Origin of the sequence: Haemophilus sp. HMSC071C11, assembly GCF_001837655.1 — a bacterium.
Lineage (GTDB): Bacteria > Pseudomonadota > Gammaproteobacteria > Enterobacterales > Pasteurellaceae > Haemophilus > Haemophilus influenzae.
In genome coordinates, this window is the sequence record NZ_KV833406.1 from 47,976 (window position 1) to 74,965 (window position 26,990).

At 39.5% G+C, this 26,990-nt stretch carries 15 protein-coding genes; 3 read left to right on the forward strand and 12 right to left on the reverse strand.

Annotated elements, in window-relative coordinates:
* The first annotated feature begins 26 nt into the window (after window positions 1-26).
* Window positions 27-2,807 (forward strand): M16 family metallopeptidase, encoded by a 2,781-nt coding sequence (locus HMPREF2644_RS03405; RefSeq protein WP_070828233.1) that lies wholly within the window; start codon window positions 27-29, stop codon window positions 2,805-2,807.
* 122 nt (window positions 2,808-2,929) lie between these two features.
* Here the strand turns inward: HMPREF2644_RS03405 and thrS are convergent, their stop codons facing one another.
* On the reverse strand, window positions 2,930-4,861 hold the full coding sequence (gene thrS / locus HMPREF2644_RS03410; RefSeq protein WP_070828234.1) for a threonine--tRNA ligase: 1,932 nt from the start codon (window positions 4,859-4,861) through the stop codon (window positions 2,930-2,932).
* A 284-nt stretch (window positions 4,862-5,145) separates the two neighbouring features.
* Between thrS and HMPREF2644_RS03415 the strand changes: the two genes are divergently transcribed.
* A complete protein-coding gene (locus tag HMPREF2644_RS03415) occupies window positions 5,146-5,730 on the forward strand; it encodes an FMN-dependent NADH-azoreductase (RefSeq protein ID WP_070828235.1) in 585 nt (194 codons plus the stop codon).
* Between the two features lie 76 nt (window positions 5,731-5,806).
* Here HMPREF2644_RS03415 and topA read toward each other — a convergent pair whose 3' ends face one another.
* Window positions 5,807-8,413, reverse strand: coding sequence for a type I DNA topoisomerase (gene topA / locus HMPREF2644_RS03420; RefSeq protein ID WP_038441141.1), 2,607 nt, complete (start codon window positions 8,411-8,413; stop codon window positions 5,807-5,809).
* A 95-nt stretch (window positions 8,414-8,508) separates the two neighbouring features.
* Between topA and HMPREF2644_RS03425 the strand changes: the two genes are divergently transcribed.
* Complete coding sequence (locus tag HMPREF2644_RS03425) at window positions 8,509-9,426, forward strand: LysR family transcriptional regulator (RefSeq protein WP_005691976.1); 918 nt, start codon at window positions 8,509-8,511, stop codon at window positions 9,424-9,426.
* Window positions 9,427-9,489: 63 nt separating this feature from the next.
* Here HMPREF2644_RS03425 and pntB read toward each other — a convergent pair whose 3' ends face one another.
* The 10 genes from pntB to glnS form a co-directional block, all read right to left on the reverse strand.
* Entirely contained in the window at window positions 9,490-10,914 is a 1,425-nt protein-coding gene (gene pntB, locus HMPREF2644_RS03430; protein WP_015702241.1) for a Re/Si-specific NAD(P)(+) transhydrogenase subunit beta, read from the reverse strand.
* A 10-nt stretch (window positions 10,915-10,924) separates the two neighbouring features.
* Window positions 10,925-12,463, reverse strand: coding sequence for a Re/Si-specific NAD(P)(+) transhydrogenase subunit alpha (gene pntA, locus HMPREF2644_RS03435; RefSeq protein ID WP_038441137.1), 1,539 nt, complete (start codon window positions 12,461-12,463; stop codon window positions 10,925-10,927).
* A gap of 260 nt (window positions 12,464-12,723) precedes the next feature.
* The gene (locus HMPREF2644_RS03440; RefSeq protein WP_038441135.1) at window positions 12,724-15,189 is read right to left on the reverse strand and encodes a glycogen/starch/alpha-glucan phosphorylase; all 2,466 of its coding nucleotides are present in this window, start codon (window positions 15,187-15,189) and stop codon (window positions 12,724-12,726) included.
* 246 nt (window positions 15,190-15,435) lie between these two features.
* Window positions 15,436-16,866, reverse strand: a complete 1,431-nt coding sequence (glgA, locus tag HMPREF2644_RS03445) for a glycogen synthase GlgA (RefSeq protein ID WP_005656779.1) — start codon at window positions 16,864-16,866, stop codon at window positions 15,436-15,438.
* 107 nt (window positions 16,867-16,973) lie between these two features.
* Complete coding sequence (gene glgC / locus HMPREF2644_RS03450) at window positions 16,974-18,275, reverse strand: glucose-1-phosphate adenylyltransferase (RefSeq protein WP_038441126.1); 1,302 nt, start codon at window positions 18,273-18,275, stop codon at window positions 16,974-16,976.
* 22 nt (window positions 18,276-18,297) lie between these two features.
* Window positions 18,298-20,274, reverse strand: coding sequence for a glycogen debranching protein GlgX (gene glgX, locus HMPREF2644_RS03455; protein ID WP_070828236.1), 1,977 nt, complete (start codon window positions 20,272-20,274; stop codon window positions 18,298-18,300).
* 98 nt (window positions 20,275-20,372) lie between these two features.
* Window positions 20,373-22,565, reverse strand: coding sequence for a 1,4-alpha-glucan branching protein GlgB (gene glgB / locus HMPREF2644_RS03460; protein WP_011272644.1), 2,193 nt, complete (start codon window positions 22,563-22,565; stop codon window positions 20,373-20,375).
* 9 nt (window positions 22,566-22,574) lie between these two features.
* On the reverse strand, window positions 22,575-24,665 hold the full coding sequence (gene malQ / locus HMPREF2644_RS03465; RefSeq protein ID WP_038441122.1) for a 4-alpha-glucanotransferase: 2,091 nt from the start codon (window positions 24,663-24,665) through the stop codon (window positions 22,575-22,577).
* Between the two features lie 70 nt (window positions 24,666-24,735).
* Window positions 24,736-25,188 carry a YcgN family cysteine cluster protein gene (locus HMPREF2644_RS03470; RefSeq protein WP_005656793.1) on the reverse strand — a complete coding sequence of 151 codons (453 nt, stop codon included), beginning with the start codon at window positions 25,186-25,188 and terminating at the stop codon, window positions 24,736-24,738.
* 77 nt (window positions 25,189-25,265) lie between these two features.
* Window positions 25,266-26,933: a glutamine--tRNA ligase gene (gene glnS / locus HMPREF2644_RS03475; protein WP_038441120.1), complete on the reverse strand. Its 1,668-nt coding sequence runs from the start codon at window positions 26,931-26,933 to the stop codon at window positions 25,266-25,268.
* Between the last annotated feature and the right edge of the window lie 57 nt (window positions 26,934-26,990).

A 26,990-nucleotide genomic window follows, 5' to 3' on the forward strand; every position in this document is an offset into this window, starting at 1 on the left:
GCGTTTTCTTTTTTCTAGGTAAAATAATGAAAAAAACAACCGCACTTTTTTTGCTTATCTTTTCACTAATTGCTTGTCAATCATTGGAACTATCGCCCAATAATAATTTACCTTTTGATCCAAATATTCAGCACGGTAAACTATCAAATGGTCTGCAATATTTTGTATTAAAAAATACTGAACCCAAAGAACGCGTTTATATTCGATTAGTGATCAATGCTGGATCTATGCACGAAGATGACGATCAAAAAGGCATTGCTCATTTAGTTGAACATATGGCATTTAATGGCTCAAAGAAATATCCAGAAAATCAAATTATTAATGCGTTAGAAAAACTTGGAATGAAGTTTGCACGAGATATTAATGCTTTCACCGATTTTGAAAATACAGTCTATACTTTAAATTTAGATAGCAACAATCAGCAAAAATTAGAATTGGCGTTTGATGTCATCAATGAATGGATGAATAATATTACTTTTTTGCCTAAAGATGTGGATGGCGAACGTGGCGTAGTACAAGAAGAATGGCGGAGACGTTTAAGCCCAATGCTACGTATTGGCAATAAGAAAAGTGCTATTGAAATGGCGGGTTCTCGTTATGTGTTGCGTGATCCTATTGGAGATATGGATATTATTAAAACAATTTCAGCTAAACGCGTCGCTGATTTTTACCACAAATGGTATCGACCAGATAATATGTCAGTAATTATTGTAGGCGATATTGATACAAAACAAGTAGTAAAACTATTAAAACAAAACCTATCTCAAGAAAACCCAATTACTAAAACAACATTGGAAAAAATTGATTTTAATATTCCTCTTATCAACAAATGGCGATTAGATTCTATTTCAGAACAAGGCACAACAATTCCGAGTATTGAATTAAGTTTTTTTGAAAATACAATTGAAACCAATACATTAGCGAGTTATAAACAGGAATTAATTCAGCAAATTACCACTCGATTGCTTAACTTACGTTTACAGCAATGGGAAAAGGAAACAGAAAATGGCGTAGATTCTGCAAATTTTTATCGCACTCATTTAGGTAAAGAAACACTGCAAAGCATTTTTTCTCTCCAGCTTATAGATACACAATATTCAAAAACGATAGATAAATTATTTGCCTTTATTGCCAGTATAAAACAACAAGGTTTTACTCAAAATGAATTAAACGGCGAAATTAAACGCTTAACTCAACTCAATGAAAAACAATTAAATATTCGTTCTGGTAGCTTAAAAATTGCCGATGATCTCATTACTTATGTGGCAAATAAGCAAGTGGTATTGAGCGTAAATGATCGTTATGAACTCAATAAACGTTTTTTATCTCAAATTACATTAGCTGATTTACAACGCACGTTAAATCAAACCTTAGCATTAAAAGCAAAATTATTATTAATCACTCAACCTTTGCCACAAAAAGCCTTGCCTTTTGATGTAGCAGAAATAGAAACTCGTTGGAACAATGCAATGGAAATGCAACAACACCAATGGGATGAAAAAAAACAAATCGAAAAATTACCGCACTTAACATTTAATACAGGCTCACTTTCTCAAGAAAAATATTGGGATCGAGGCGATATTTATGAATTTCGTTTAAGTAATGGAAGTAAATTGATCTATCACTATAGTGACAAAACTCCAAATCAAGTACATTTTCGTGCTGTTACTCAAGGTGGTTTACGTTCTATCCCAAATAAGGACTATCACTTATTACGTGCTGCCGTTAGTGTAGTTGATGAAACAGGTGTTGGAGAACTTTCTCTTTCTGCGGTTAATCAAATTTTTTCGCGCGATCCATTGGTGATTGCAACTGTGATTGATGATGATAAACAAGGTTTTACTGGTGTATCTAAACCTAAGGATTTGGAAAATTTACTGACATTGTTCCGCTTAAAATTACGTTCTTCTCCTATATCCGATCTTGCCTTAGAAAAATATCGACGTGAAACCCGTGATTATTTCAAACAGATTGATTTAGAAACACAATTTATGCAAGCCGTTTCAAAACTACGTTTTCCAAATATTGAAACTGTCTATACTCAAAAACAAGCACAGCAATTAGCATTTGATAAAAACCAATTAAGTAACGCTTATCAACATTATATTTTAGATAAAACAGATTTTACCTATTTTATTATTGGCGATATTGAACTTAATCAAGTAAAGAAATTGGCAGAACGTTATTTAGCTTCTATTGAATCAAAAACTCAGATCCGCCATTTTGTCCCGACTATTATTCATACACCAACTCAATCATTTATTATGAATGGTTTGAAAGAACCGAGAGCTGATGTAGAAATATACCTTACCGCAGATAATACTTGGCGAACAGAACAAAAATATTTATTCAATATTCTTGCGGATATTGTGCAAGAAAAATTACGCTTAATTCTACGTGAAAAAGTTTCTGGTATTTATTCTGTAAATAGTTGGTTTATGCAAGATGTTTATGCACCACAAATTGAGGGGAAAATTGAATTTAGTTGCGACCCTAAGCGCGTGGAGGAACTTACGCATCTTACAAATCAGGTACTAGATGACATTGTAAAAAATGGCATTGATGAAAACTTATTACGTAAAAAACTAGCGGAACAACATACTCAGATTCGACGTGAATTTGATTCTTTAGTTTCAATTGCTTCAATTATTGAAGAAAGTTACTGGCAACAAGATAATCCAGATGCCATTTATACCTATCAACATTTAGATCAGTTAGCGACAAAAGCCACAATAGATGCGTTGGCGCAAAAAGCTCTAAAAAAATCAGGCAGATTTGTCAGCGTATTAAAAGCAGCTGCTTATTAGAAAATAAATGAAATCTCAACAGATCTGAAACAGATAAAAATAACGGTGATTGCTTAAACGATCACCGTTAAATTGAAATTACTGTCTAAACAGTAAATTATATTGGTTATTTTCGAGAAGTATTATTCTTCATTCAATAACTTTAATTCACGGCTTCTTACTTGATTTTTTAAGATTTCCGCAAATTCTTCCACAGTAAATGTGCCTAAATCAGCACCTTTACGGGTACGTACTGCCACTTTACCTTCTGCGATTTCTTTATCACCACAAACAAGCATATAAGGCACACGGCGTAAAGTATGCTCGCGAATTTTGAAGCCCACTTTTTCGTTACGTAAATCAGTTTTCACGCGTAAACCTACATCAGAAAGCTGTTTTGCGACTTTCTGTACATAGTCTGCTTGGCTATCAGTGATATTCATTACAACTGCTTGGGTTGGGGCTAACCATGCAGGGAAGAAACCTGCATATTCTTCGGTAATGATACCAATAAAGCGCTCAATAGAACCTAAAATTGCACGATGAATCATGACAGGGGTTTTACGGCTATTATCTTCTGCCACATAAGTTGCATCTAAACGACCTGGTAATGCGAAGTCTAATTGCACGGTACCACATTGCCATTCACGGCCAATGCTATCACGTAATGCAAATTCAATTTTCGGACCATAGAATGCGCCTTCACCTTCTTGAATTTCATATTCAAGACCGTTGTGTGCTAATGCTGCTGCAAGACCTGCTTCCGCACGATCCCACATTTCATCTGAACCGATACGATTTTCAGGGCGAGTAGAAAGTTTTACTGCGATATTAGTGAAACCAAAGGTGCTATAAATGTCGTACACCATTTTGATACAGCTAGTTACTTCGCTCTCAATTTGATCTTCAGTACAGAAAATGTGAGCATCATCTTGAGTAAAGCCACGAACACGCATTAAACCGTGTAAAGAACCTGATGGTTCATTACGATGGCAAGAACCAAATTCCGCCATACGGATTGGTAAGTCACGGTAAGATTTTAAACCTTGATTAAAAATTTGAACGTGGCCTGGGCAGTTCATCGGTTTAATTGCATATTCACGGTTTTCAGATTGAGTTGTGAACATTAAATCTGCGTAATTTTGCCAGTGACCTGTTTTTTCCCACAATACGCGATCCATCATAAATGGGCCTTTTACTTCTTGATAATCGTATTGTTTTAATTTAGTACGCACGAAGGTTTCAAGCTCACGGAAAATTGTCCAGCCATCATTGTGCCAGAACACCATACCTGGTGCTTCTTCTTGCATATGATATAAATCTAATGCTTTACCAATTTTACGGTGGTCACGTTTTGCCGCTTCTTCTAAGCGTGTTAAATATTCAGCAAGTTGTTTTTTATCCGCCCAAGCCGTACCATAGATACGTTGTAACATTTTGTTTTTGCTGTCGCCACGCCAGTACGCACCAGCGACTTTTTGTAATTTGAAATGCTGACAGAAACGCATATTTGGCACATGTGGTCCACGGCACATATCAATATATTCTAAGTGATGATATAACGCAGGCGTTGCAGTACGTTCAATGTTTTCATCTAAAATTGCCATTTTATATGGCTCGCCGCGTTTTTCAAAGGTATCACGCGCTTCTTGCCAAGTAACACGTTTTTTCACGACGTCATAATTTGTTTTTGCCAATTCCAACATACGTTTTTCGATTGCATCAATATCTTCTTGGGTTAAAGAGCGATCTAAATCTACATCATAATAGAAGCCGTTTTCAATAGTTGGACCAATTGCCATTTTTACATCTGGGAATAATTGTTTAATAGCGTGTCCGAGCAAGTGAGCGCAAGAATGGCGGATAATCTCTAAACCATCTTCATCTTTTGCAGTAATAATTTCTAACGTTGCATCTTGCTCGATAACATCGCACGCATCGCGACGTTCTCCGTTTACACGACCTGCGATAGTGGCTTTAGCAAGACCCGCACCAATATCTTGTGCGACTTCAAGAACAGAAACAGGACGATCGAATTGACGTTGGGAACCGTCAGGTAAAGTAATAATTGGCATTGTTTTTTCCTTATACAGTGGTCACCCATACGAAAGGTGACGTGTTCATTTAAAATTCTATAAAAATTAACCGCACTTTTGCCCTACTTGGCTTCATTCCTACCATTGAACGAGCGAAATTAGGCAAAAAATGCGTGGCGAATTCTATCACTTTCTTGAAGTATTGTTAAATAAATGCCCATATTTTACAGAAAGGAAATAATGTTTTTCTGACTAGGGGCTTTATATTCTAAAAATAAAGGCTAGAATAACCGCACTTTTAGATACACTGTTAAGGAATAAAAATGAGCAACGTATTAGTATTAAAATCTAGCATTTCAGGAAATAACTCTCAGACTAATCAATTAGTTGATTATGCTGTCGAAAAATTACAAGGTAATAACATTATCGTACGCGATTTATCTCAACAACCGCTTCCATATTTTGATACCGCAGCTGCAATTGCTGTGCGTGGGGAACCAAAAACAATAGAAGAAAAACAACTTCTGGCGTTGTCTGATGAATTAATCGAAGAATTAAAAAACGCACAGACATTAATAATTGGTGCGCCAATGTATAATTTAAACATTCCAACACAATTAAAAAGCTATTTTGATTTTATCGCACGTCCGCGCGTTACTTTCCAATATACAGCAAAGGGTCCTGAAGGTTTGTTGAAAGGCAAAAAAGTCATTGTGTTATGTGCATTTGGTGGGTTGTATGATGAAGAAAATTTAGTAACACAATATATGAAATCAATTTTAGGTTTTATCGGTATCACAGATGTGCAATTTGTTTATGCACAAGGCATTGGATTCGGGCCAGAGGCGATTGAAAAAGCCCAAGCGTCCGCAAAAAATAAAATTAATGAAATTGTAGCAGCCCTTTAATCCTCAGATAATCTAAAAAATATAAGAAAATGTATTAAAAACAAAAAAGTGCGGTGATTTTACCGCACTTTTCTTCTTATTTCTTTCGTTCAACCCATTTTCCATTGGTGAAATCAACAATCCATTTAGTCGCTTTTCCCTCTTTTTCAGAAGTGACATATTGTTTTTTCTCTTTGCGACTAAAACGAACAATCGCTTCATTCTCTTCTGGGTCTTTTTGTGGAGCATCGGCTAAATAAGCTAATTTTTCAGGTAAACGCTCGCGATATTGCACAAGTTCAGCGATTTTAACTGGGCGTGTTTCGCGGGATTTTGGGAAGTTATGTGCTGACATAAATACCCCACTCGCACCATCACGCAATACAAAATATGCATCAGATTTTTCGCATTTTAACTCAGGGAAATGTACTGGCTCTTCTTTCGGTGGTGCGACCTCGCCACTTTTCAAAATTTTGCGCGTGTTATCACAATTTGTACATCCCATATACTTGCCAAAACGACCAAGTTTTAAATGCATATCCGCACCGCATTTATCACACTCAACAACAGGGCCATCATAACCTTTAATTTTGAATGAGCCTTCTTCAATTAAATATCCATCACAATTTGGATTATTACCGCAAATATGGATTTTACGATGTGCATCGATTACATAGCTGTCCATTGCCGTTCCACATTTTGTGCAACGTTTACGATCCATTAATGCTTTAGTTTCTGAAGATTCATCTAAAACATTTAATAATTCCGCTTCAGGAATTAAATTAATCGTTGTTTTGCACCGCTCTTTTGGCGGCAATGCATAACCCGAGCATCCTAAAAATACCCCCGTACTTGCCGTACGAATGGCCATATTTCTGTCACAGGTTGGGCATTTAATATCGGTTTCCACGAGATTATTCGGACGCATACCGCCTTCAAGTTCATCTAATTCAGCTTTAGAAAGCTGGCTAGAAAAATCCTTAAAGAATTGATTCAATTCAGTTTTCCAATTTACTGAACCAGAGGCAATTTTATCTAAAGTATCTTCCATATTCGCGGTGAAATCGTAATTCATTAATTCGCCAAAAGACTCATTGAGGCGATCAGTCACAATTTCGCCCATCTTTTCTGCATAGAAACGACGATTTTCAGTACGAACATAACCACGTTCTTGAATGGTGGAAATAATTGCCGCATAAGTGGAAGGTCTGCCAATACCACGTTTTTCCAATTCTTTTACTAAAGCCGCTTCAGTAAAACGAGCAGGTGGTTTGGTAAAGTGTTGTGTTGGTTGCACTTCTTTTAAAGCAAGTTTTTCTGACACAGTAACTGAAGGCAATTCTTGATCTTCAGGATTTTTACCTATCTGTGGCAATACTTTTGTCCAACCATCAAAACGTAAAATTCTTCCCTTTGCTTTCAAGGTATAATCGCCAGCGGTAACTGTCAATGTACTACTATCATATTGTGCTGGCGGCATTTGACATGCTAAAAATTGACGCCAAATTAAATCATAAAGGCGTACTGCGTCTTTTTCCATTCCCTCTAAGGATTCAGGCAATGCTCGAATATCTGATGGACGAATAGCCTCATGAGCCTCTTGCGCATTTTCTTTACTAGAATAGAAATTTGGTTTTTCTGGTAAATATTGTGCACCAAAATGATTTTCAATATAGCTACGCGCCATATTAAGCGCATCTTGACTCAAATTGGTTGAATCCGTACGCATATAAGTAATGTAACCCGCTTCATATAAACGTTGGGCTAACATCATTGTCTTCTTAACGCCAAATCCCAAACGAGTACTTGCAGTTTGTTGAAGTGTTGATGTAATAAATGGTGCGCGAGGGCGAGAACTTGTTGGCTTAGTTTCTAAATCTGTGACAACGTAATCTGAAACATTCAGAAAATCTACCGCACTTTGTGCTTCTTTTTGATTTTTTGGATCAAATTTCTTGCCTTTATAATCCGTAACATCCAAGCGTATAGCTTGTTTATTTTGATTATTCGTAAGGACGGCAACTTCCCAATATTCTTCAGGCTGGAAAGCTTTAATTTCACGCTCGCGTTCGACTAATAATTTAACCGCAACTGATTGAACTCGACCAGCAGAAAGCCCGCGTGCCACTTTTTTCCAAAGTAATGGCGACACCATAAAGCCCACTACTCTATCTAAAAAACGACGAGTTTGTTGAGCATTAACACGATCCATATTTAATTGTTCAGGCTTTTCAAAAGCCTGTTTAATGGCATTTTTAGTGATTTCGTTAAACACCACGCGACTAAAACGATCATCGTTACCACCAATCACTTCACGTAAATGCCACGCAATCGCTTCCCCTTCTCTATCCAAGTCGGTTGCGAGATAAATGTGATCTGCTTTTTTAGCAAGCGACTTTAATTCGGAAACCACTTTTTCTTTACCAGGCAGAATCTGATAATTTGCTTTCCAATCGTGATAAGGATCAATCCCCATACGTTTAACTAAGGCGTTACGTTCCTTTTCTGCCTTAATTTTTGCTTTTTCTTCGGCATCCATACCTTTGGTTGAAATTGGTTTAGCTTTTTCACCTGTACTAGAACCAACCGTCGGCAAATCACGAATATGTCCCACGCTCGATTTCACGACATATTGGCTACCTAAATACTTATTAATAGTTTTTGCTTTTGCTGGCGACTCCACAATCACCAAGGATTTACTCATTTGATTACCTAATATTACTAGAATTTTGTAAAATTGGCGGTATAGTGCAAAGTTATGTTGGCAAAATCAAGCATTTTTTCAAAAAAGGTCTATAAATGGATAAACTCAACGCGATTTCTATTTTCTGCAAAGTCATTGAAACCCAAAGTTTTACATTGGCAGCAAAGCAACAAAATATTTCTGTGGCGATGGCAAGCAAATTAGTTTCACAATTAGAAGAACATTTAAAAACACGATTGTTACAACGTACCACCAGAAAAATTATGCCTACTGAAGCTGGAATGATGTATTACCAACGCTGTCAAGGCATTTTGCTTGATTTAGATGAAGCAGATTCCAGCATTACTCAGCTTACCAGTTCATTACAAGGAAATTTACTGATTTCCGTTCCTCGTGATTTTGGTTTACTTTTTATTGCACCAAATTTACCCACTTTTATGGCTAAGCATCCTCATTTGCATATTGAAGTTGAATTTAATGATAAGAAAATCGATTTATTATCCGAAGGCTATGATCTTGCTCTTCGTATTGGTTATATGGAAGATAGCTCGTTGGTTTCACGTAAAATAGGAACTACTACTGTTCATTTTGCAGCGTCGCCTAATTATCTTGAAACGAATGGTATTCCACAAACGCCTGATGATTTAGAACATCACAATGGCTTACTTTATAAAAATGCAATGAATCAGGTAAATTGGGTTGGTTCACGTATAAATCAAACCCAACGTTTCAAAATCCAATCCAAAGTGGTAAGTAATAGCGGTTTTGCCTTATTAAATATGGCAAAAGCGGGACTCGGTATTGCTAATTTACCAAAATTTATTTTAGGTAGAGCCTTTGAAAAAGGCGAGCTTATTGAAATATTGCCAGAATATAAACAACAAAAATTAGAAATTCATGTGGTCTATCCAAACAGAAGACATTTACCAATAAAAGTACGGGCATTTATTGAATTTTTATCTGGATTGGGCTTGTGTTCAGAAATTTTGGAAAATCATGAAGATAATATTTAAATGCTATAAATAAAAATACCGCACTTAAGCAACCCAAAGTGCGGTTATTTTTATGCGTGTTTTTTATAATGCTTTTAAGATATCTTCAACGCGATCTTTTGCATCACCAAAGAGCATTTGCGTATTCTCTTTGAAGAATAATGGGTTTTGTACGCCAGCGTAACCCACTGCCATTGAACGTTTGAACACTATCACATTTTGTGCTTTCCATACTTCCAACACTGGCATTCCCGCGATTGGGCTATTTGGATCTTCCATCGCCGCTGGGTTTACCGTATCGTTCGCACCTATAACCAATACCACATCGGTATCAGCGAAATCATCATTGATTTCATCCATTTCAAGTACAACATCGTAAGGTACTTTCGCTTCAGCTAAAAGCACGTTCATGTGGCCCGGTAAACGTCCTGCAACAGGGTGAATACCAAAACGAACGTTCACACCACGTTCACGCAATTTTGCCGTAATATCAGCGACTGGATATTGTGCTTGTGCAACAGCCATACCATATCCCGGCGTGATAATCACAGAACTTGCATTTTTCAACAATTCAGCCACTTCTTCCGCTGTAGTTTCACGGTGTTCGCCTTGTTCTTCGCTTGAAGAAACTTGAACATCGTTACCAAAACCACCAGCAATGACGCTCACAAATGAACGGTTCATCGCTTTACACATAATGTAAGAAAGAATTGCACCAGAAGAACCAACAAGCGCACCTGTAACGATGAGCAAATCATTATTCAACATAAAACCTGCTGCAGCTGCTGCCCAACCAGAATATGAGTTAAGCATTGATACCACAACTGGCATATCTGCCCCACCGATTGATGCCACTAAGTGCCATCCAAATGCAAGCGCAATCGCTGTCATTAATAACACAGGGAAAATGCTTTCTGGATTATTCAAGAATGCAACCATCAATAATGCAGATACCACAAGTGCGGCTAAATTTAATTTATGGCGATGCGGTAACATTAATGCTTTTGAATTAATTTTTCCGCTTAATTTACCAAATGCGACAACAGAACCAGTGAAAGTGACTGCACCGATAAAAATACCTAAAAATACTTCGACATTATGAATATTCGTTAATACTGCTTGTTCAGCTACAAATGCGGCTTGTGCTGCTGCATCTAACCCTTCTGGCATTAATGCCTCATGGTGTAAACCATAGCTATTAAAGCCAACGAGTACAGCCGCTAAACCAACGAAACTGTGAAGAATCGCCACAAGTTCTGGCATTTCAGTCATTTCTACTTTTAATGCACGTTGAACACCGATTACTCCACCAATGATCATCGCAATAATGATCCAAAATGTTCCTTCAGAATGAGGGCCAAAAATGGTTGCGATAAGGGCAATGGTCATACCAACAATACCGAACCAACAACCTGCTTTAGCAGTTTCATGTTTAGAAAGTCCTGCCAAGCTCATAATGAAAAGTAATGCTGCTAAAATATACGCAGCCTGTACTAAACCTTCAGACATTGTGCGCTCCTTAACCTTTTCTAAACATTGCTAACATACGTTGTGTGACACGGAAACCACCAAAAATATTGATGCTTGCCACCAAAATCGCCACAAAAGCTAACGCATCGATAAATAGATTGCCTGTTGGCTGACGAATTTGTAATAATGCACCTACAATAATAATGCCTGAAATTGCATTTGTTACTGCCATTAATGGTGTGTGAAGTGCATGGCTAACATTCCAAACCACGTAATAACCTACCACACAAGCTAAAACAAATACGGTGAAATGTGATAAAAATGCAGCGGGCGCCACAGAAGCTAACCAAAGGAATAACACGCCAACACCAGCCATCACACCGTATTTCACACGAGGATCTGTTGGTTTAGACTCTTTTTTCTCTGCCACTGGTGCAGCTTTGGTTTCTTGTTTTGGTTGTGCAGACACTTGAATTTGTGCTGGTGGAATTTCTTCCCCATCACGAACAACAGTTACACCACGAAGAACCACATCTTCAAAATCAATATTGATATTGCCATCTTTCTCTTTACACAAAAGTTTTAATAAATTGACTAAGTTTGTGCCATAAAGTTGAGAAGATTGCGTCGGTAAACGGCTTGGGAAATCTGTATAACCAATCACTTTCACTTGGTTTTCAGTTGTAACAACTTTCCCTGCTTGTGTATATTCACAGTTACCGCCAGTTGCAGCTGCTAAATCCACAATCACCGAACCTGGTTTCATTGAATCCACCATTTCTTTGGTGATTAAACGAGGCGCTGGTTTACCCGGAATGGCTGCCGTAGTAATAATAATATCGACTTCTTTAGCTTGTTCTGCATAAAGCTCCATCGCACGACGGTTAAATTCTTCCGACATCACTTTCGCATAACCATCGCCACTGCCACCTTCTTCTTTGAAATCAATTTCTAAGAAGCTCGCGCCCATACTCTGAACTTGCTCTTTCACTTCAGGACGAGAGTCAAAAGCACGAACAATCGCCCCAAGGCTATTTGCTGCACCAATTGCCGCCAAACCAGCCACACCCGCACCAATAACCAACACTTTTGCTGGTGGAACTTTACCTGCAGCAGTAATTTGCCCAGTAAAGAAGCTACCGAATTCATGCGCAGCTTCAATGACAGCACGATAACCAGAAATATTCGCCATAGAAGAAAGCGCATCCAATGCTTGCGCACGAGAAATACGAGGCACCGCATCCATTGCTAACACATTAATTTTCTTCGCGGTGAGTTTTTTCATTAACTCAGGATTTTGCATGCGCCAAATAAAGCTCACAAGCGTTGCGCCTTCCTTCATTTGAGCGATTTCTTCATCTGTCGGTGCATTTACTTTGAAGATAATATCCGATTGCCAAATTTCAGCCGACGTACCGATCTTCGCGCCCGCGTCTAAAAATGCTTGATCTTCAAAACTAGCTTTAAAACCTGCATCGTGTTCCACGATCACGTCAAAGCCCAATTTCAATATTTGCTGAACCGTTTTCGGCGTTGCCGCCACACGGCTCTCATTCTCAAGCAGCTCTCTAGGTACACCAATTAACATACTGTTTCCCTCTGATTGATGATTGGGTTAATGAAATTAATGAACAAACCTTCGCCTATTCATCGTTAAAATGACAAAAAGTCAAACGGATGCAAATGTATCATTAATTGAATGAAAATAGGTAACGTTTTTAAGTGGTTTTACAAGATATTGTGATAGGGATCACGAAAAATCCCACATAAAAACATCTCAAAAATTTACCGCACTTTCCATAAAAAAACACCACAAGTAAAAAACTTGTGGTGTTTTTAATTTTATTATTAATCATCTAATTGAACAGGCTCAACTTTCCAAATTCTCTCCGCATACTCTTTAATTGTGCGATCAGACGAGAAGAAGCCCATATTCACGATATTTTGAATAGTGCTTTCAATCCATTGGTCGCGTTGTTTGTATTTTTCATCTACGGCTTTTTGAGTTTCTACATAACTACGGAAATCAGCAAAAGCTTGATAATAATCGTGGTATTGCAAGCCTTGTAATAATTGATGATAACGTTGAGGATCTTCGGGTGAGAATTTACCCTCAATAATTTGATCCACGACTGTGCGTAATTGAGCATCGTTTTGATAGTATTCAAATGATCGATACCCTTCTCGACGAAGTTGTTCAACTTGTTCCACTGTGTTACCGAAAATAAAGATGTTATCTTCACCCACGTTTTCCAAGATCTCTACGTTCGCACCGTCAAGTGTACCGAGTGTCAATGCTCCATTTAAGGCAAATTTCATATTACTGGTGCCTGATGCTTCAGTACCAGCAAGGGATATTTGCTCAGAAATATCTGCTGCAGGAATAATCAACTGCGCAAGGCTTACGCTGTAATTTGGAATAAATACAACTTTTAAACGGCCTTTCAAACGCTCATCATTATTGATGACATTAGCAACATCATTAATTAAATGGATCGTTTGTTTCGCAGCATAGTAAGCCGAAGCTGCTTTACCTGCTAAAATAAATACGCGCGGTTGCCAATCTTTTTCAGGGCTGGCAAGCATTTCATTGTAGCGAGCGATAATATGTAATACGTTCAACATTTGGCGTTTATATTCGTGAATACGTTTTACTTGCACGTCAAATAAGGCGTGCGGATCAAGCTCTACCCCTAACTCGCGTTTTACGTATTCCGCTAATTTCACTTTATTAGCAAATTTAATGTCAGCAACAGCCTCTTTAAATGCTTTTTCTTGCGTAAATGGTTTAAGTTTTTCGATTTGACTTAAATCACAACGCCATTCTGAACCGATATATTTATCAAACAATGCGGCTAATTGTGGGTTCGCCACGGCTAACCAACGACGCGGTGTGATACCGTTTGTTACGTTGGTAAAGCGTTCTGGGAAAATACGAGCAAAATCTGCAAAGGTTGAAGTTACCATTAAATCGGAATGAATTTCGGCAACCCCGTTGATTTTGTGTGAACCTACTACGGATAGCCATCCCATACGCACTTTGCGTTGGTAGCCTTCTTCGATAAGAGAAACACGGCGGATAAAATCGTTGTCAGTCGTTACATAAGTGCGGACATATTCTAAGAAGTGATCGTTAATTTCAAAAATCATCTGTAAATGACGTGGCAAGATTTTTGCCATCATTTCCACAGGCCAAGTTTCTAACGCTTCGGACATTAAAGTATGGCAGGTGTAAGAGAAAATGTTACGCGTCATCTCCCACGCTTTTTTCCACTCGAAACCTTCATCGTCCACTAAAATACGCATTAATTCAGGAATCGCTAACGCTGGGTGGGTATCATTTAAGTGGATCGCCACTTTATCCGCCAAGTTTTCAAGGCTGTCGTGGGTGCGTTTGTGACGGCGTAAAATATCTTGAAGCGATGCAGAGACTAAGAAATACTCTTGACGTAAACGCAATTCGCGACCATTCCAAGTAGAATCATCAGGGTAAAGTACACGTGATAAATTTTTATTTGCGGAGTGCTCTTCTAATGCGGCTAAATGTTCGCCACGGTTGAAGTCGGCAAGGTTAAACACTTCGCCTGCGTGTGCCGACCATAAACGTAATGTTGCTGCAGAATTATTTTGATAACCTGGGATCATTTGATCGTAAGCAAGTGCGGTTACTTTTTCGGTATCTTGCCAAATACATTTTTTGCCTTCGAAATGAATGTTTCCACCAAATTCTACGGTAAAGCGTTTAGATGGACGAATAAATTCCCAAGGTGCTCCTTTTTCAAGCCATGCATCAGGACGCTCGACTTGCTGACCATTTTCAATTTTTTGGCGGAACATACCATATTCATAACGAATACCGTAGCCCATACCCGGTAAACCAAGGGTCGCAATAGAATCCATAAAACAAGCGGCTAAACGACCTAAACCACCATTGCCCAAGCCAGGATCTACTTCTTTTTCTAAAACTTCTTCTAAATCCACATTTAATTCAGAAAGTGCTTCCTGTGCTAATCCATAAATGCCTTCTGCAATCATTGCATTAGATAGCGTACGCCCGATTAAAAATTCCATTGAAAGGTAGTAAACACGGCGAGAATCTTCTGCTCGAGTTTGGCGAGCAGTAGTGATCCAACCCTCTGTTACTAAATCACGCACAGCGTGAAGTGTTGCATTGAGCCAATCGCGTTGGCTGGCTTCACGTGGAGAGCGACCGATTAAGAAAATAAGTTTGTAAACGATTGATTTTTTAATCGCTTCAACGGTCATTTCAGGACGATTATATTGGAATGGAGAATCAAAGTTATCCATTATCATAGGTAAAACCTCTATTAGAATGCTAAGAAATGATTAACGTAGGGTGTGTGAATTTTCAAAATTCACGCACGTTTGCAAAAATCAATCAAAATTTGACCGCTCTTTGAATGCGTGAATGTTGTTTACACAGCCTACAAAAGTAGTTCGAATTTTATGCTTATCTTTGCAAAAAACAAGCACAACCACACCGCTTGCAAAATATTCTTTCACAAGCGGTGTGATTGTTAAGAAAGTTTACGAATAAAACTACAAGCGTTCATAAAGTGTTCTATATTGCTCTGCAGCCTTACGCCAGCTGAAGTCTTGTTCCATTGCATCTGTACGAACCATCGCCCATGCACGCGGTTTTTGCCATAAGGCAAAGGCACGTTGCAAGCAATGGCGGAGAGCTTCAGGCGTTGCACTTTCAAACACAAAACCTGTTGCGGTGCGAGCTTTGATGCTTTCTGAAGTGCTATCCACCACCGTATCCGCTAAACCACCTGTTTTACGAACAAGTGGCAGTGTGCCATATTGCAAACCATAAAGTTGGGTTAAGCCACAAGGCTCGAAACGACTTGGCACTAAAATCACATCGCCACCTGCCACCATTAAATGCGAAAGGGCTTCATCGTAGCCGATTTTTACCGCAATATTTTGCGGATAACGTTCAGCAAGCTCACGAATACCTTGTTCAAAGTGCGGTGCACCTGAACCTAAAATCATCAACTGACCGCCTTGTTTGACGATTTCGTCTGCACTTTCGATTAATAAATCAACACCTTTTTGCTCGGTTAAACGGGTAACCATCACAAATGCCAAGGCAGATTCATCTTGTGGCAAATTGAAATAGGCTTGCAGTTCGGCTTTGTTTTTCTTTTTGCCTGCCATATATTTGAGCTTGTAATGGTGCGGAATGTATTGATCCACGTTCGGATGCCAAATATTTTCGTCCACACCATTTAAAATCCCCACCAAACGACCTTGAGCTTTTAAGCCAGAAAGCAAGCCTTGCAAACCGTAGGCAAATTCTGGTGTCGTGATTTCTTCTGCATAAGTTGGGCTAACTGCCGTGCTTGCATCAGAATAGAACAAACCTGATTTCAAGTAAGAAATCTGCCCAAATAATTCCAAGCCTTCTACGTGGAACATCCCTGTCGGCAAGCCGATTTCATACAAATGATGATAAGAAAACTGCCCTTGATATGCCAAGTTGTGAATGGTGAACACCGATTTCGCAGGGCGACCTTTGTTGAACAGATATGCTGCACACAAACCTGCGTGCCAATCATGAGCGTGTACCACTTCTGCACGCCACCAGCTATCTAAACCTGTGGCTAATTCTGCCCCCACCCAACCGAGCAAAGCAAAACGTTTGTAGTTGTCGCCGTAGTCGTTGTAATAGGCATCGTGATAAGGATTGCCTTCGCGACCGTATAAGTGCGGTGCGTCAATCAAATAGATCCCGACACCATTATATTCTCCATAACGCAACACCACGTGCCCAGCGAAGTTGTCAAATTCGGCAACCACTTGAGTATTCTGAATGCCTGCTATAATTGCGGGATAAGCAGGCAATAAAACGCGAGCATCTAGCCCAATTTGGTTCTGTGCTTGGGGTAATGCCCCTAAAACATCGGCAAGCCCGCCTGTTTTTAAGAGCGGATAGAGTTCCGAACAAACGTGTAGTATTTTCATTGAGTTTTTTATTTTCCCTATAAATATGAATAATGCTCGATCAGCCCCCCCTCTTTGCTAAAGAGGGATTCAGAAAGTGCGGTTAATTTTGACCGCACTTTTCCTAACTAATCTAAATGACCTTCTTCGCCAATCTCGTGTCCCTCAAGTATCTTTAGCATTTTCGGGGTTACAAGAATGACTTTGCCTGTTGAGCTAATACGGAAGCGATTTTTATCTTCTTCCATATCCACACCAATTTGCATACCATCAGGAATTTCGCATTCGCGGTCGATAATACAATTTTTCAACACGCAATTTTTACCGATTTTAACTTGTGGTAACACCACGCAGTGATCGACTTTTGAAAAGGAATCAATTTTAATGCGATCAAAAAGCACGGAATTGCTGATCGATGCATCGGTAATCACACAGCCCCCGCCAATCAATGAGTTATCTACTGGGTGCACGTTAGAGTGTTTATAGAAGAATTTAGACGGATAAGCCTGAACCGGATTACCACGAATTGGCCAGCTTTGGTCGTAAATATCTAATTGTGGATTTTCAGAGACTAAGTCGATATTAGATTGCCAGAAGCTATCAAGTGTCCCTACATCACGCCAGTAAATTTCGCCCTCGGTGTTGCGTCCCATGCAAGAACGGCTAAATGGGTGAGCATAAAGCGCGCCTTCTTCTAAACATTTTGGCAATACATCTTTACCGAAATCGTGGCTGGTGTTCGGGGTGCCAACTTCACGATCTAACATTTTGTAAAGATAATCCGCATCAAACACATAAATCCCCATTGAAGTAAGCGAAACATCAGGTTTACCCACCATTGCTGGCGGATCTTTTGGTTTTTCCACGAAAGCTTTTACTTTCAAGTTTTCGTTTACAGCCATTACGCCAAATTCGTGTGCTTCAGAACGGGGCACTTCAATGCAACCAATAGTACATTTTGCCCCACTATTGACGTGATCCATTAACATCACGCTGTAATCTTGTTTGTAAATATGGTCGCCCGCTAAGATCAAAATATATTTCGGGCGATAGTGATTTTTAATAATAGCCATATTTTGATATACCGCATCCGCCGTGCCACGATACCAAGTAGAATCGTCAATTTGCTGACGAGCTGGCAACATATCGACAAATTCCCCTCTCTCTTGTGGTAAAAAAGACCATCCTGTTTGCAAATGACGAAGCAAGGAGTGTGCCGCATATTGAGTCACGACCCCAATTCGGTTTAAACCTGAGTTAATACAATTAGAAAGTGCGAAATCAATAATGCGACGATTACCACCAAAATAAAGCGCTGGTTTTGCACGTTTATCTGTCAATTCGTGTAAACGTGAACCACGTCCACCTGCAAGTACAAGCACCAAAGTGTTTTTAACTAAATCATATTTGTTAAGGTCGCCAGATTTCATAAGGATCTCCATAGTCTTATTGTTATTCGTCATTCAGCATACAAAAGCCCATTGAACTAAGTTCGGCTTGTTCTTCAAGGGTTACATTATGTGTGCCGATTTGGGGCTTCCATTTCCCATTAGGCAAGTGAAACACCTGACCTTCGGCTTTGGCATTAATCAACAAAAGCCAACGATTGTCTAAAACCACCTGTAATGCTTTGGTTTGTTGATTTTGCCAATCTTCAACTGTCATCGGTTCGCCTGCAATGTTAAGCCATTGCACATTCTCATCCGACCACCATTGATCTTGGTTTAAACTGCCCATTCTTTTGCGGAGTGCGATCGTTTGCTTGGTCAGTTCAAATAATTCTTCGTTAAAATTTGCCCATTTCAGCCAAGTAATCTCGTTATCTTGGCAATAAGCATTATTGTTACCATATTGAGTGTTGCCGAACTCATCGCCCGCCAAAAGCATAGGTGCGCCATTCGCCAGCAATAAACTCATTAATAATCCACTTTGTGCAAAAGTGCGGTTATTTTCCACCGCACTTTTTTGCGGTTCAGAAAGGGATTCTGTAGAACCTTCTACTCCGTGGTTGTAACTGTAATTTTCGTTTCTGCCGTCGTGATTTTCTTCGCCGTTCGCTTCATTATGTTTTTGGTTGTAACTCACTAAATCTTTAAGCGTAAAACCATCGTGAGCGGTAATAAAATTAAGTGTAGTATGTGGCAAGCGGTCATTTTTCTTAAATAAATCGATAGAGCCTGCAAAACGTTCTGCAAATGCACCGATTTCGCCACTTTTCCATAGCCAGAAACGGCAGAGATCATCACGGAATCGGTCGTTCCATTCGGCAAAATAACTTGGGAAATTGCCGACTTGATAACCGTAATGTCCAATATCCCAAGGCTCGGCAATCAATTTAATATTTTGTAAACTTGGCTCATTTTTTATGTCAGTAAAAAGCTGAGCTGACGAATTAAAATCTGGTGTATCACGACCAAGCACGGAGGCTAAATCAAAACGGAAACCATCAATGTGGCATTGCTCCACCCAATAACGCAGGCAATCCACCACCCACTTTCGCCCTACATCAGAGGATAAATTGAGCATATTGCCGCAGCCTGTCCAATTGATATAACGCCCTTGATCGTTGCGCCAATAGTAAGTTTGATCATCAATACCACGCTGGCAGAATGTTGGGTAAGTTTGCTCTGATTCTGCAGAATGGTTAAACACCACATCTAAGATAACTTCAATACCCTCATTGTGAAACGCCTTTACCATCGCTTTAAATTCAGCTAATGGATTATTTGTTGCCGCATATTTAGGTTCCACCGCAAACATCGCTAAGGGATTGTATCCCCAATAATTTTGTAAGCCTCGTGCCTGTAAGTGCGGTTCATTTATATGGAAATTTACAGGCAGCAACTCCACCGCAGTTACGCCTAATTCTTTCAAATACGCCAAATTCACAGGATGTGCTAATCCAGTATAAGTACCACGCAACGCCGCAGGGATTTTCTCGTTTAACTGGCTAAACCCTTTAACGTGTAATTCATACACAATGGTTTCAGCCCAAGGCGTATTGGGTAAAGTATCATTTTCCCAATTAAAATCTTCCGAAATCACAACCGCTCTTGGGGCAAGATGCGCGTTGTCGCGATTATCCGAAAGCAAGAACCAAGAACAACTTTCTTCGCTACTTAAATCAGGTTTACCATTTACGGCTTTCGCATAGGGATCGAGCATTAATTTATTCGGGTTGGCAAATTCGCCGTGAATACGAAATCCATATTCCGTACCAGTTTTCACGCCAGTTACCGCCAAATGCCACACATTTTCAGTACGCACCATCGGCAAGCGTGTTTCTTGATTTTGTTCGTCAAAAAGGCAAACTTCTACGCCTATTGCCGCAGCGGAAAACAGGGCGAAATTGGTAATTTGCACGTTGTTTTCGACCGCTTGTGAGTATCCCATTGGAATAGGATTGCCGTTGTTGTAGATTTTGAACATATTTTTATCGCTTTTGTAGGGGCAAATGACATTTGCCCAAAAACATCGGTGGTTTATCAGGGCGAATGTAATTCGCCCCTACAATTTATCTATTCGGATTATTTCGCCTTCAATCTCAAATAAACTGTTGCTAACGGCGGAATGGACACTGAAATCGAATTTTCTCGTCCGTGGCTTTCGATTTTTTCACTTGCGACACAACCAAAATTGCCCACGTTTGAACCTTCGTAATACATCGAATCGGTATTTAAAATTTCTTCGTATTTTCCTGCAACATTCACGCCGATGCGGTAATTGTGGCGAGGCACAGGGGTAAAGTTACTGACGACAATAATACGTTCTCCGTTTGAACTGCGACGTTCAAAGGCGAACACAGAATTTGCCGCATCATCAACGACAAGCCAATCGAAACCCTCTGGGGAGTTGTCGAGCTCAAAGAGCGGTCGATTTTTTTGATAAATTTGATTGAGGTCTTTAACCAGCTTCAATACGCCTTTGTGCCAACCTCCGCCAATATTTTCATCAAGCAAGAACCAGTCCAAACTTTCTTCATAATTCCACTCACGACCTTGGGCAAATTCATTCCCCATAAAGAGCAATTTTTTGCCTGGGTAGCCCCACATATAACCGTAATATGCACGCAAGTTAGCGAATTTTTGCCACGTATCGCCTGGCATCTTGCCAAGAAGTGAATATTTACCGTGAACCACTTCATCGTGAGAAAGTGGTAGAACAAAATTTTCGCTGTATTGATATACCATTCCAAAGGTCATTTTGTTGTGATGATATTGGCGGTAAATGGGGTCAAGCTTCATATAAGCCAGTGTATCGTTCATCCAGCCCATATTCCATTTGAAATTGAAGCCCAAGCCGCCGTCTTCGCTTGGGTGGGTTACGCCTGCAAAAGAGGTAGATTCCTCCGCAATAGAAATTGCTCCCGCCATTTCGCTGTGAATTTTCCAGTTGGTGTGTTTTAAAAACTCAATGGCTTCTAAATTTTCACGTCCGCCGTATTGGTTTGGAATCCACTCGCCCTCCGCACGGCTGTAATCGCGGTAGATCATTGAAGCCACAGCATCCATGCGAATACCATCTACGCCAAAGCGTTCAAGCCAGTAAAGGGCATTGCTGGACAGGAAATTTTTCACTTCGTTGCGTCCATAGTTATAAATCAAGGTATTCCAATCTTGATGATAGCCTTCGCGAGGGTCTTCATGTTCATACAAGGCTGTGCCATCAAATGCGACTAAACCATGGGTATCACTTGGGAAATGCCCTGGCACCCAATCTAAAATCACGTTGATGCCTGCTTCGTGAGCACGTTTTACTAAACGGCGAAATGCCTCAGGTGAGCCAAAACGACTGGTTGGCGAATAAAGCCCAAGTGGTTGATAGCCCCAAGAACCATCAAACGGAAATTCAGAAAGCGGTAAAAATTCTATATGGGTAAAGCCCATCTCTTTTACATAAGGAATTAATTCATCAGCAATTTGATCGTAATCTAGCCAAAAATTGTTTTCTAAATTACGACGCCAAGATCCTAAATGCACTTCATAAATAGAAATCGGTTGATTTGCTTGATTTGCTTGACGACGTTGTTCCGTCATTTCCACCACATTTGGTAATGCACTAATTTGTGAAGCTGTATCAGGGCGAAGTTGCGAACTAAAGGCATAAGGATCCGCTTTCAAACGAAGATTGCCATAGCAATCAATCAATTCAAATTTATAGAGCTGACCAAGGCTGGCTTTCGGCAGGAATAATTCCCACACACCGCTTTTCGGGTGGAAACGCATCGGGTGGCGGCGACCATCCCAATAGTTGAAATCGCCTACAATAGAAACTCGTCTTGCATTAGGTGCCCACAAGCGGAAATTCACCCCGCTCACACCATCACATTCCATAAAATGTGCACCAAGCACTTCATATGGGCGAAGCATAGATCCTTCAGAAAGTAGCCATTGTTCTAAATCGTCAATCATTGGATGAAAACGATAAGGATCTTCGATAATTTGTGCTTCATTACCCCAAAAAACCTGTAATTGATAAGCAAAAAATTGACGACAATTTGGAATAACACCAACAAAAAATCCACGCTCATCGACACAATCCAGTTCCGTTATTTCTTTACCACTTTCACGCTCAATCACCACCATTCGATTGGCATCTGGCAATAACGTACGGATTTCAATTCCTTGCTCGGTTTCGTGCATACCAAGCGTAGCAAAAGGATCACCATTGCTCGCATCAAAAAAACCATCAATAGTTGCTTGTGTTACTGCGGTTGTCATATTTACTCCTTATACATTTCGCCCTTGGTTAATTTGCACAAAGAACGTTTTTAAAGCTTCATTGCTAAAAATAAACGCTAACGGTTGAGCAAGTTTCTTGCACCAGTTTGGGTATTCATTTGAGGTGCCCGGTAAATTAGAACTGATTTCTTGGCTAAGTAAATTTTCTAATTGCACACCAATCAATCGGCTGTTACTTTCCGCTAAATAATAATGGATCATTCGATTTAAATAATCGTGCATCGCCATAGAAAGTGCATCACCTTCATAATGCGGCGGTAAATAATTATCACGATGTAAACTATTTAATAAGGCTTGTTTATCCATAACACGTTGATCATATTTTTGCTTGAGCACTTCCCCATTCAGAATACCGAGTTGATTAAATAATTCTAAATCACGGCAATGCCAAAAACTTTGTAATGAGGGAACATCATGTGTACCAATAGTGGCATAAGCATTTCGAGGATAATCAGATATACGAGGAAATTCGCCATTTCGTTGGGCAAAATACAATACAAAATAAGAGAAAATTTGAAACTCGTTTAATTTCCACCGCACTTCATCAGGCACAGTGCCGAGATCTTCACCAATAATCAAACATTCATTGCGTACACTTTCAATGGCAAGAATCGCCATTAATTCATCAAAAGGATAATGCACATAAGCACCGTCAGCCGCGGTTTTTCCTTTTGGAATCCACCACAAACGGAATAAGCCCATAACATGATCGATGCGTAGCACACCGAAATATTGCATATTGGCACGTAGCATATCGATAAATGGTGTAAAGCCACGTGCTTTTAGCACTGTTGGATTATAAGGTGGCAAATTCCAATTTTGCCCGACTGGGCCTAACGGATCAGGTGGCGCACCAATAGAGGCATTTACACAATATAAATCAGGATCGCTCCATACATCAGCACTGCCACGAGAACTATTTACGGCTAAATCGCCATAAATACCCAACTTCATGCCAGACTGTTTACAAAGATTTTGTAATGCGGAAAGTTGTTCTTCTGTAAGCCATTGCAACCAAGCAAAAAATTGGATTTGCTCATGGTGTATTTTTAATAGGGCTTTTCTTTTTGCCGCACTTAAATGCTGCCATTCCTTACGCCAGCCAAGCCAACCAATGGTATTTTCTTCTGCTTGATGGTCAGCGTGTTCTTGTAAATCCAAGACATTAAATAAGCCCTGTAACAACAAAGGTTCCCCTTTGCTTTTTAAATAATCAGCAAAGATTTTTCGACGTGTCACAATTTCAACGGATTGACTACGCTGAAAGAAATAAAACAGGGACTCAAGTGCGGTTAATTTTAAAGCCAAAATTGAAGAATAATCGACGCAATCACTTTCACGTAAAGCAGCAATTTTTGCTTTAATATCCTCACGCTTAAACCAATTTTGTACTGAACGGCAACGCTTAAATTCGGGTAAATCAGGAATGTCCAAATATAAGAAATTCAACCAACGACGAGAGGATGAACTATAAGGACTAGCCCAATTTGGCACAGCAGGATATGGCAAATGTAATGGATTAATTCCCACATAATCCGCCCCTTGTTTTGCACTTTGTTCAATCAAAGCAGCCAAATCGCCAAAATCGCCAATCCCCCAGTTTTGTTCTGAGCGTAAACTGTAAAGTTGCACATTCACGCCCCACACTTTTTTATTTTTTAATACGGATGGTTGAAAAGCTGTTTTAGGAGAAATAAGTAAACGAACGCGATACTGTTCAGTGTCAGAAAAAATAGATAATTGATAATAGCCAAAAGGAAGTGGAGGCAAAGAAAGTGCGGATAAATTTGAAAGTATTTTTTCTAACAGAATAGCATTAGATTCATCAATCAGCTGATAACGATATTCCGCAGATGGTGGGAGATCTAGACGATTGAGTCGATAATCAATCGGTTCATTTTCAAATGCAGCCAGTACATCGTCAAACTGTCCTTTCGCTTTTGGCGGAGGCTGCAAAAGCTCAACAAAAGTTAAAACCGTCTTTTCATCCGCAAAAATAAGATGCCCATCAATATCATAGTGAGAAAGCGCGATACCGCATTTTTCTGCTTTTTGTTTGAGAGAATCCGAGATTTGCATAGACACCACATGACAACTGTATAACTATTGTTAGGGATTATAGCTAAGCTGAAATTGATGACAACTGGCTTTATTTAAAAGTGTGATCTTCGTCAATAATAAATTCAAACCAATCAATCACATCGCGTTCGTGGATACCATTTTTAATCAAAATATCCGCATTTTTTACAGAATGGGGAGAGCCAGAAATAAGCGGATGCCATTCAGGTAGTGTTTTTCCTTCATAAAGCAAACGATAGGCGCAAGTATCAGGCAGCCAATGAAAATCAGGTAAATTCTTTTTGGTGAGTTTGGTGCAATCGGTTTCAATGTTAAAACGCTCTGAATAATTACCGCACTTTCCTGTTTCCACATCTAAAAGATTACAAGCAATTCGGGTGTAATAGAGTTTTTGGCGTTTACTTCGCCCTTGAATATATTTGCGATAACAGCATTTGCCGCAGCCATCACATAAGGCTTCCCATTCAGATTCAGTCATTTCAAGCAGGGATTTTGTTTGCCAGAAATTGGGTTCAAGTTGCATATTGGATTGCATAGTTGATACAAATAAAAAGTGCGGTCAAAATCACATTTATTTTGACCGCACTTGGTTAATTAAAATTAGAAGCCTTCTTTTAAGCTTACTGTTAAGTTAAATACCAAATGTTCAGGACGGCTATCTTTACTATCCGCACAGAAATAACCTTCACGTTCAAATTGATAACCTTTCTCTGCTTCTGCCGCAGCCAAGCTTTGCTCTACAAAACCTTGTTTTATCACTAAAGAATTTGGATTTAATACGCTTTCAATATCATCTTCAGCCCCTGGATTTGGCACGGTAAATAAGCGATCATACAAACGGAACTCAGCTGGATGATTATGCGTAGCAGAAACCCAGTGAATAACCCCTTTTACTTTGCGACCATCTGCTGGATTTTTACCTAAGGTTTCAGGATCATAAGTACAGAAAATCGTGGTGATTTCACCATTTGCATCTTTTTCGACACGTTCAGCTTTAATCACATAAGCGTTACGTAAACGCACTTCTTTGCCTAACACTAAGCGTTTATATTGTTTGTTTGCTTCTTCACGGAAGTCTGCTCGATCAATATAAAGCTCTTTAGTAAACGGCAATTGACGCTCGCCTAATTCTGGACGATTTGGATGATTTGGGGCAGTTAAAACTTCCACGCCTTCAAAGTTTTCAATTACCACACGAACAGGATCAATCACTGCCATTGCGCGTGGTGCGTTTTCGTTCAAATCCTCACGAATGCAGGCTTCAAGTGCAGAATATTCCACCACGTTATCTTGTTTCGTCACACCAATACGACGGCAGAATTCACGTAACGAAGCAGATGTATAACCACGACGGCGTAAACCTGAAATGGTTGGCATACGAGGATCATTCCAACCATCTACAATGCCGTCGTTTACTAATTTCAATAACTTACGTTTAGACGTCAATGTGCCTTCTAAATTTAAACGTGAGAATTCATATTGATGCGGTAATGGACGTTCAATACTAATATTTTCCAACACCCAGTCATATAAACGACGGTTATCTTGGAATTCTAATGTACAGATCGAGTGAGTAATACGCTCAATGGCATCAGAGATACAGTGAGTAAAATCGTACATTGGATAAATGCACCATTTTTCGCCTGTTTGATGATGGCTGGCAAATTTAATGCGATAAATTACAGGATCACGCATGACCATAAATGGCGATGCCATATCAATTTTTGCGCGTAAACTTGCTTTACCCTCGGCAAATTCGCCATTTTTCATTTTTTCAAATAAAGCTAAGTTTTCTTCAATAGTGCGGTCACGATATGGGCTGTTTTTACCTGCTTCAGTTAATGTGCCACGATATTCACGCATTTCATCTGGCGAAAGTTCATCCACATAAGCCAAGCCTTTTTTAATTAATTCAATGGCATAGCTATAAAGTGCATCGAAGTAATCAGACGCATAACGCGGTTCGCCTTCCCATTTAAAGCCTAACCATTCCACATCGGCTTTAATGGAATCTACATATTCCACATCTTCTTTCACTGGATTGGTGTCATCAAAACGTAGGTTACATAAACCTTGATATTCTTTTGCTAAGCCAAAGTTTAAGCAAATCGATTTGGCGTGACCAATATGCAAATAGCCATTCGGCTCTGGCGGAAAACGGGTATGAACGCTTTTATGTTTACCCGAAGCTAAATCTTCATCAATAATTTGGGTAATAAAATTGTGAGTGCGAGTATTTTCAGCACCCAAAGATGTCTCTGTCATCATTTTCTCTCGTTAAAATAAAAAAATGTTTGGCTATTCTATACAAATCTAAGGGAAAAT

What these genes read in the sequence shown, in the direction of transcription:
- HMPREF2644_RS03405 (WP_070828233.1), top strand. Translation starts at nt 27, where the DNA reads ATGAAAAAAACAACCGCACTTTTTTTGCTTATCTTTTCACTAATTGCT.
- thrS (WP_070828234.1), bottom strand. Translation starts at nt 4,861, where the DNA reads ATGCCAATTATTACTTTACCTGACGGTTCCCAACGTCAATTCGATCGT.
- HMPREF2644_RS03415 (WP_070828235.1), top strand. Translation starts at nt 5,146, where the DNA reads ATGAGCAACGTATTAGTATTAAAATCTAGCATTTCAGGAAATAACTCT.
- topA (WP_038441141.1), bottom strand. Translation starts at nt 8,413, where the DNA reads ATGAGTAAATCCTTGGTGATTGTGGAGTCGCCAGCAAAAGCAAAAACT.
- HMPREF2644_RS03425 (WP_005691976.1), top strand. Translation starts at nt 8,509, where the DNA reads ATGGATAAACTCAACGCGATTTCTATTTTCTGCAAAGTCATTGAAACC.
- pntB (WP_015702241.1), bottom strand. Translation starts at nt 10,914, where the DNA reads ATGTCTGAAGGTTTAGTACAGGCTGCGTATATTTTAGCAGCATTACTT.
- pntA (WP_038441137.1), bottom strand. Translation starts at nt 12,463, where the DNA reads ATGTTAATTGGTGTACCTAGAGAGCTGCTTGAGAATGAGAGCCGTGTG.
- HMPREF2644_RS03440 (WP_038441135.1), bottom strand. Translation starts at nt 15,189, where the DNA reads ATGATAATGGATAACTTTGATTCTCCATTCCAATATAATCGTCCTGAA.
- glgA (WP_005656779.1), bottom strand. Translation starts at nt 16,866, where the DNA reads ATGAAAATACTACACGTTTGTTCGGAACTCTATCCGCTCTTAAAAACA.
- glgC (WP_038441126.1), bottom strand. Translation starts at nt 18,275, where the DNA reads ATGAAATCTGGCGACCTTAACAAATATGATTTAGTTAAAAACACTTTG.
- glgX (WP_070828236.1), bottom strand. Translation starts at nt 20,274, where the DNA reads ATGTTCAAAATCTACAACAACGGCAATCCTATTCCAATGGGATACTCA.
- glgB (WP_011272644.1), bottom strand. Translation starts at nt 22,565, where the DNA reads ATGACAACCGCAGTAACACAAGCAACTATTGATGGTTTTTTTGATGCG.
- malQ (WP_038441122.1), bottom strand. Translation starts at nt 24,665, where the DNA reads ATGCAAATCTCGGATTCTCTCAAACAAAAAGCAGAAAAATGCGGTATC.
- HMPREF2644_RS03470 (WP_005656793.1), bottom strand. Translation starts at nt 25,188, where the DNA reads ATGCAACTTGAACCCAATTTCTGGCAAACAAAATCCCTGCTTGAAATG.
- glnS (WP_038441120.1), bottom strand. Translation starts at nt 26,933, where the DNA reads ATGATGACAGAGACATCTTTGGGTGCTGAAAATACTCGCACTCACAAT.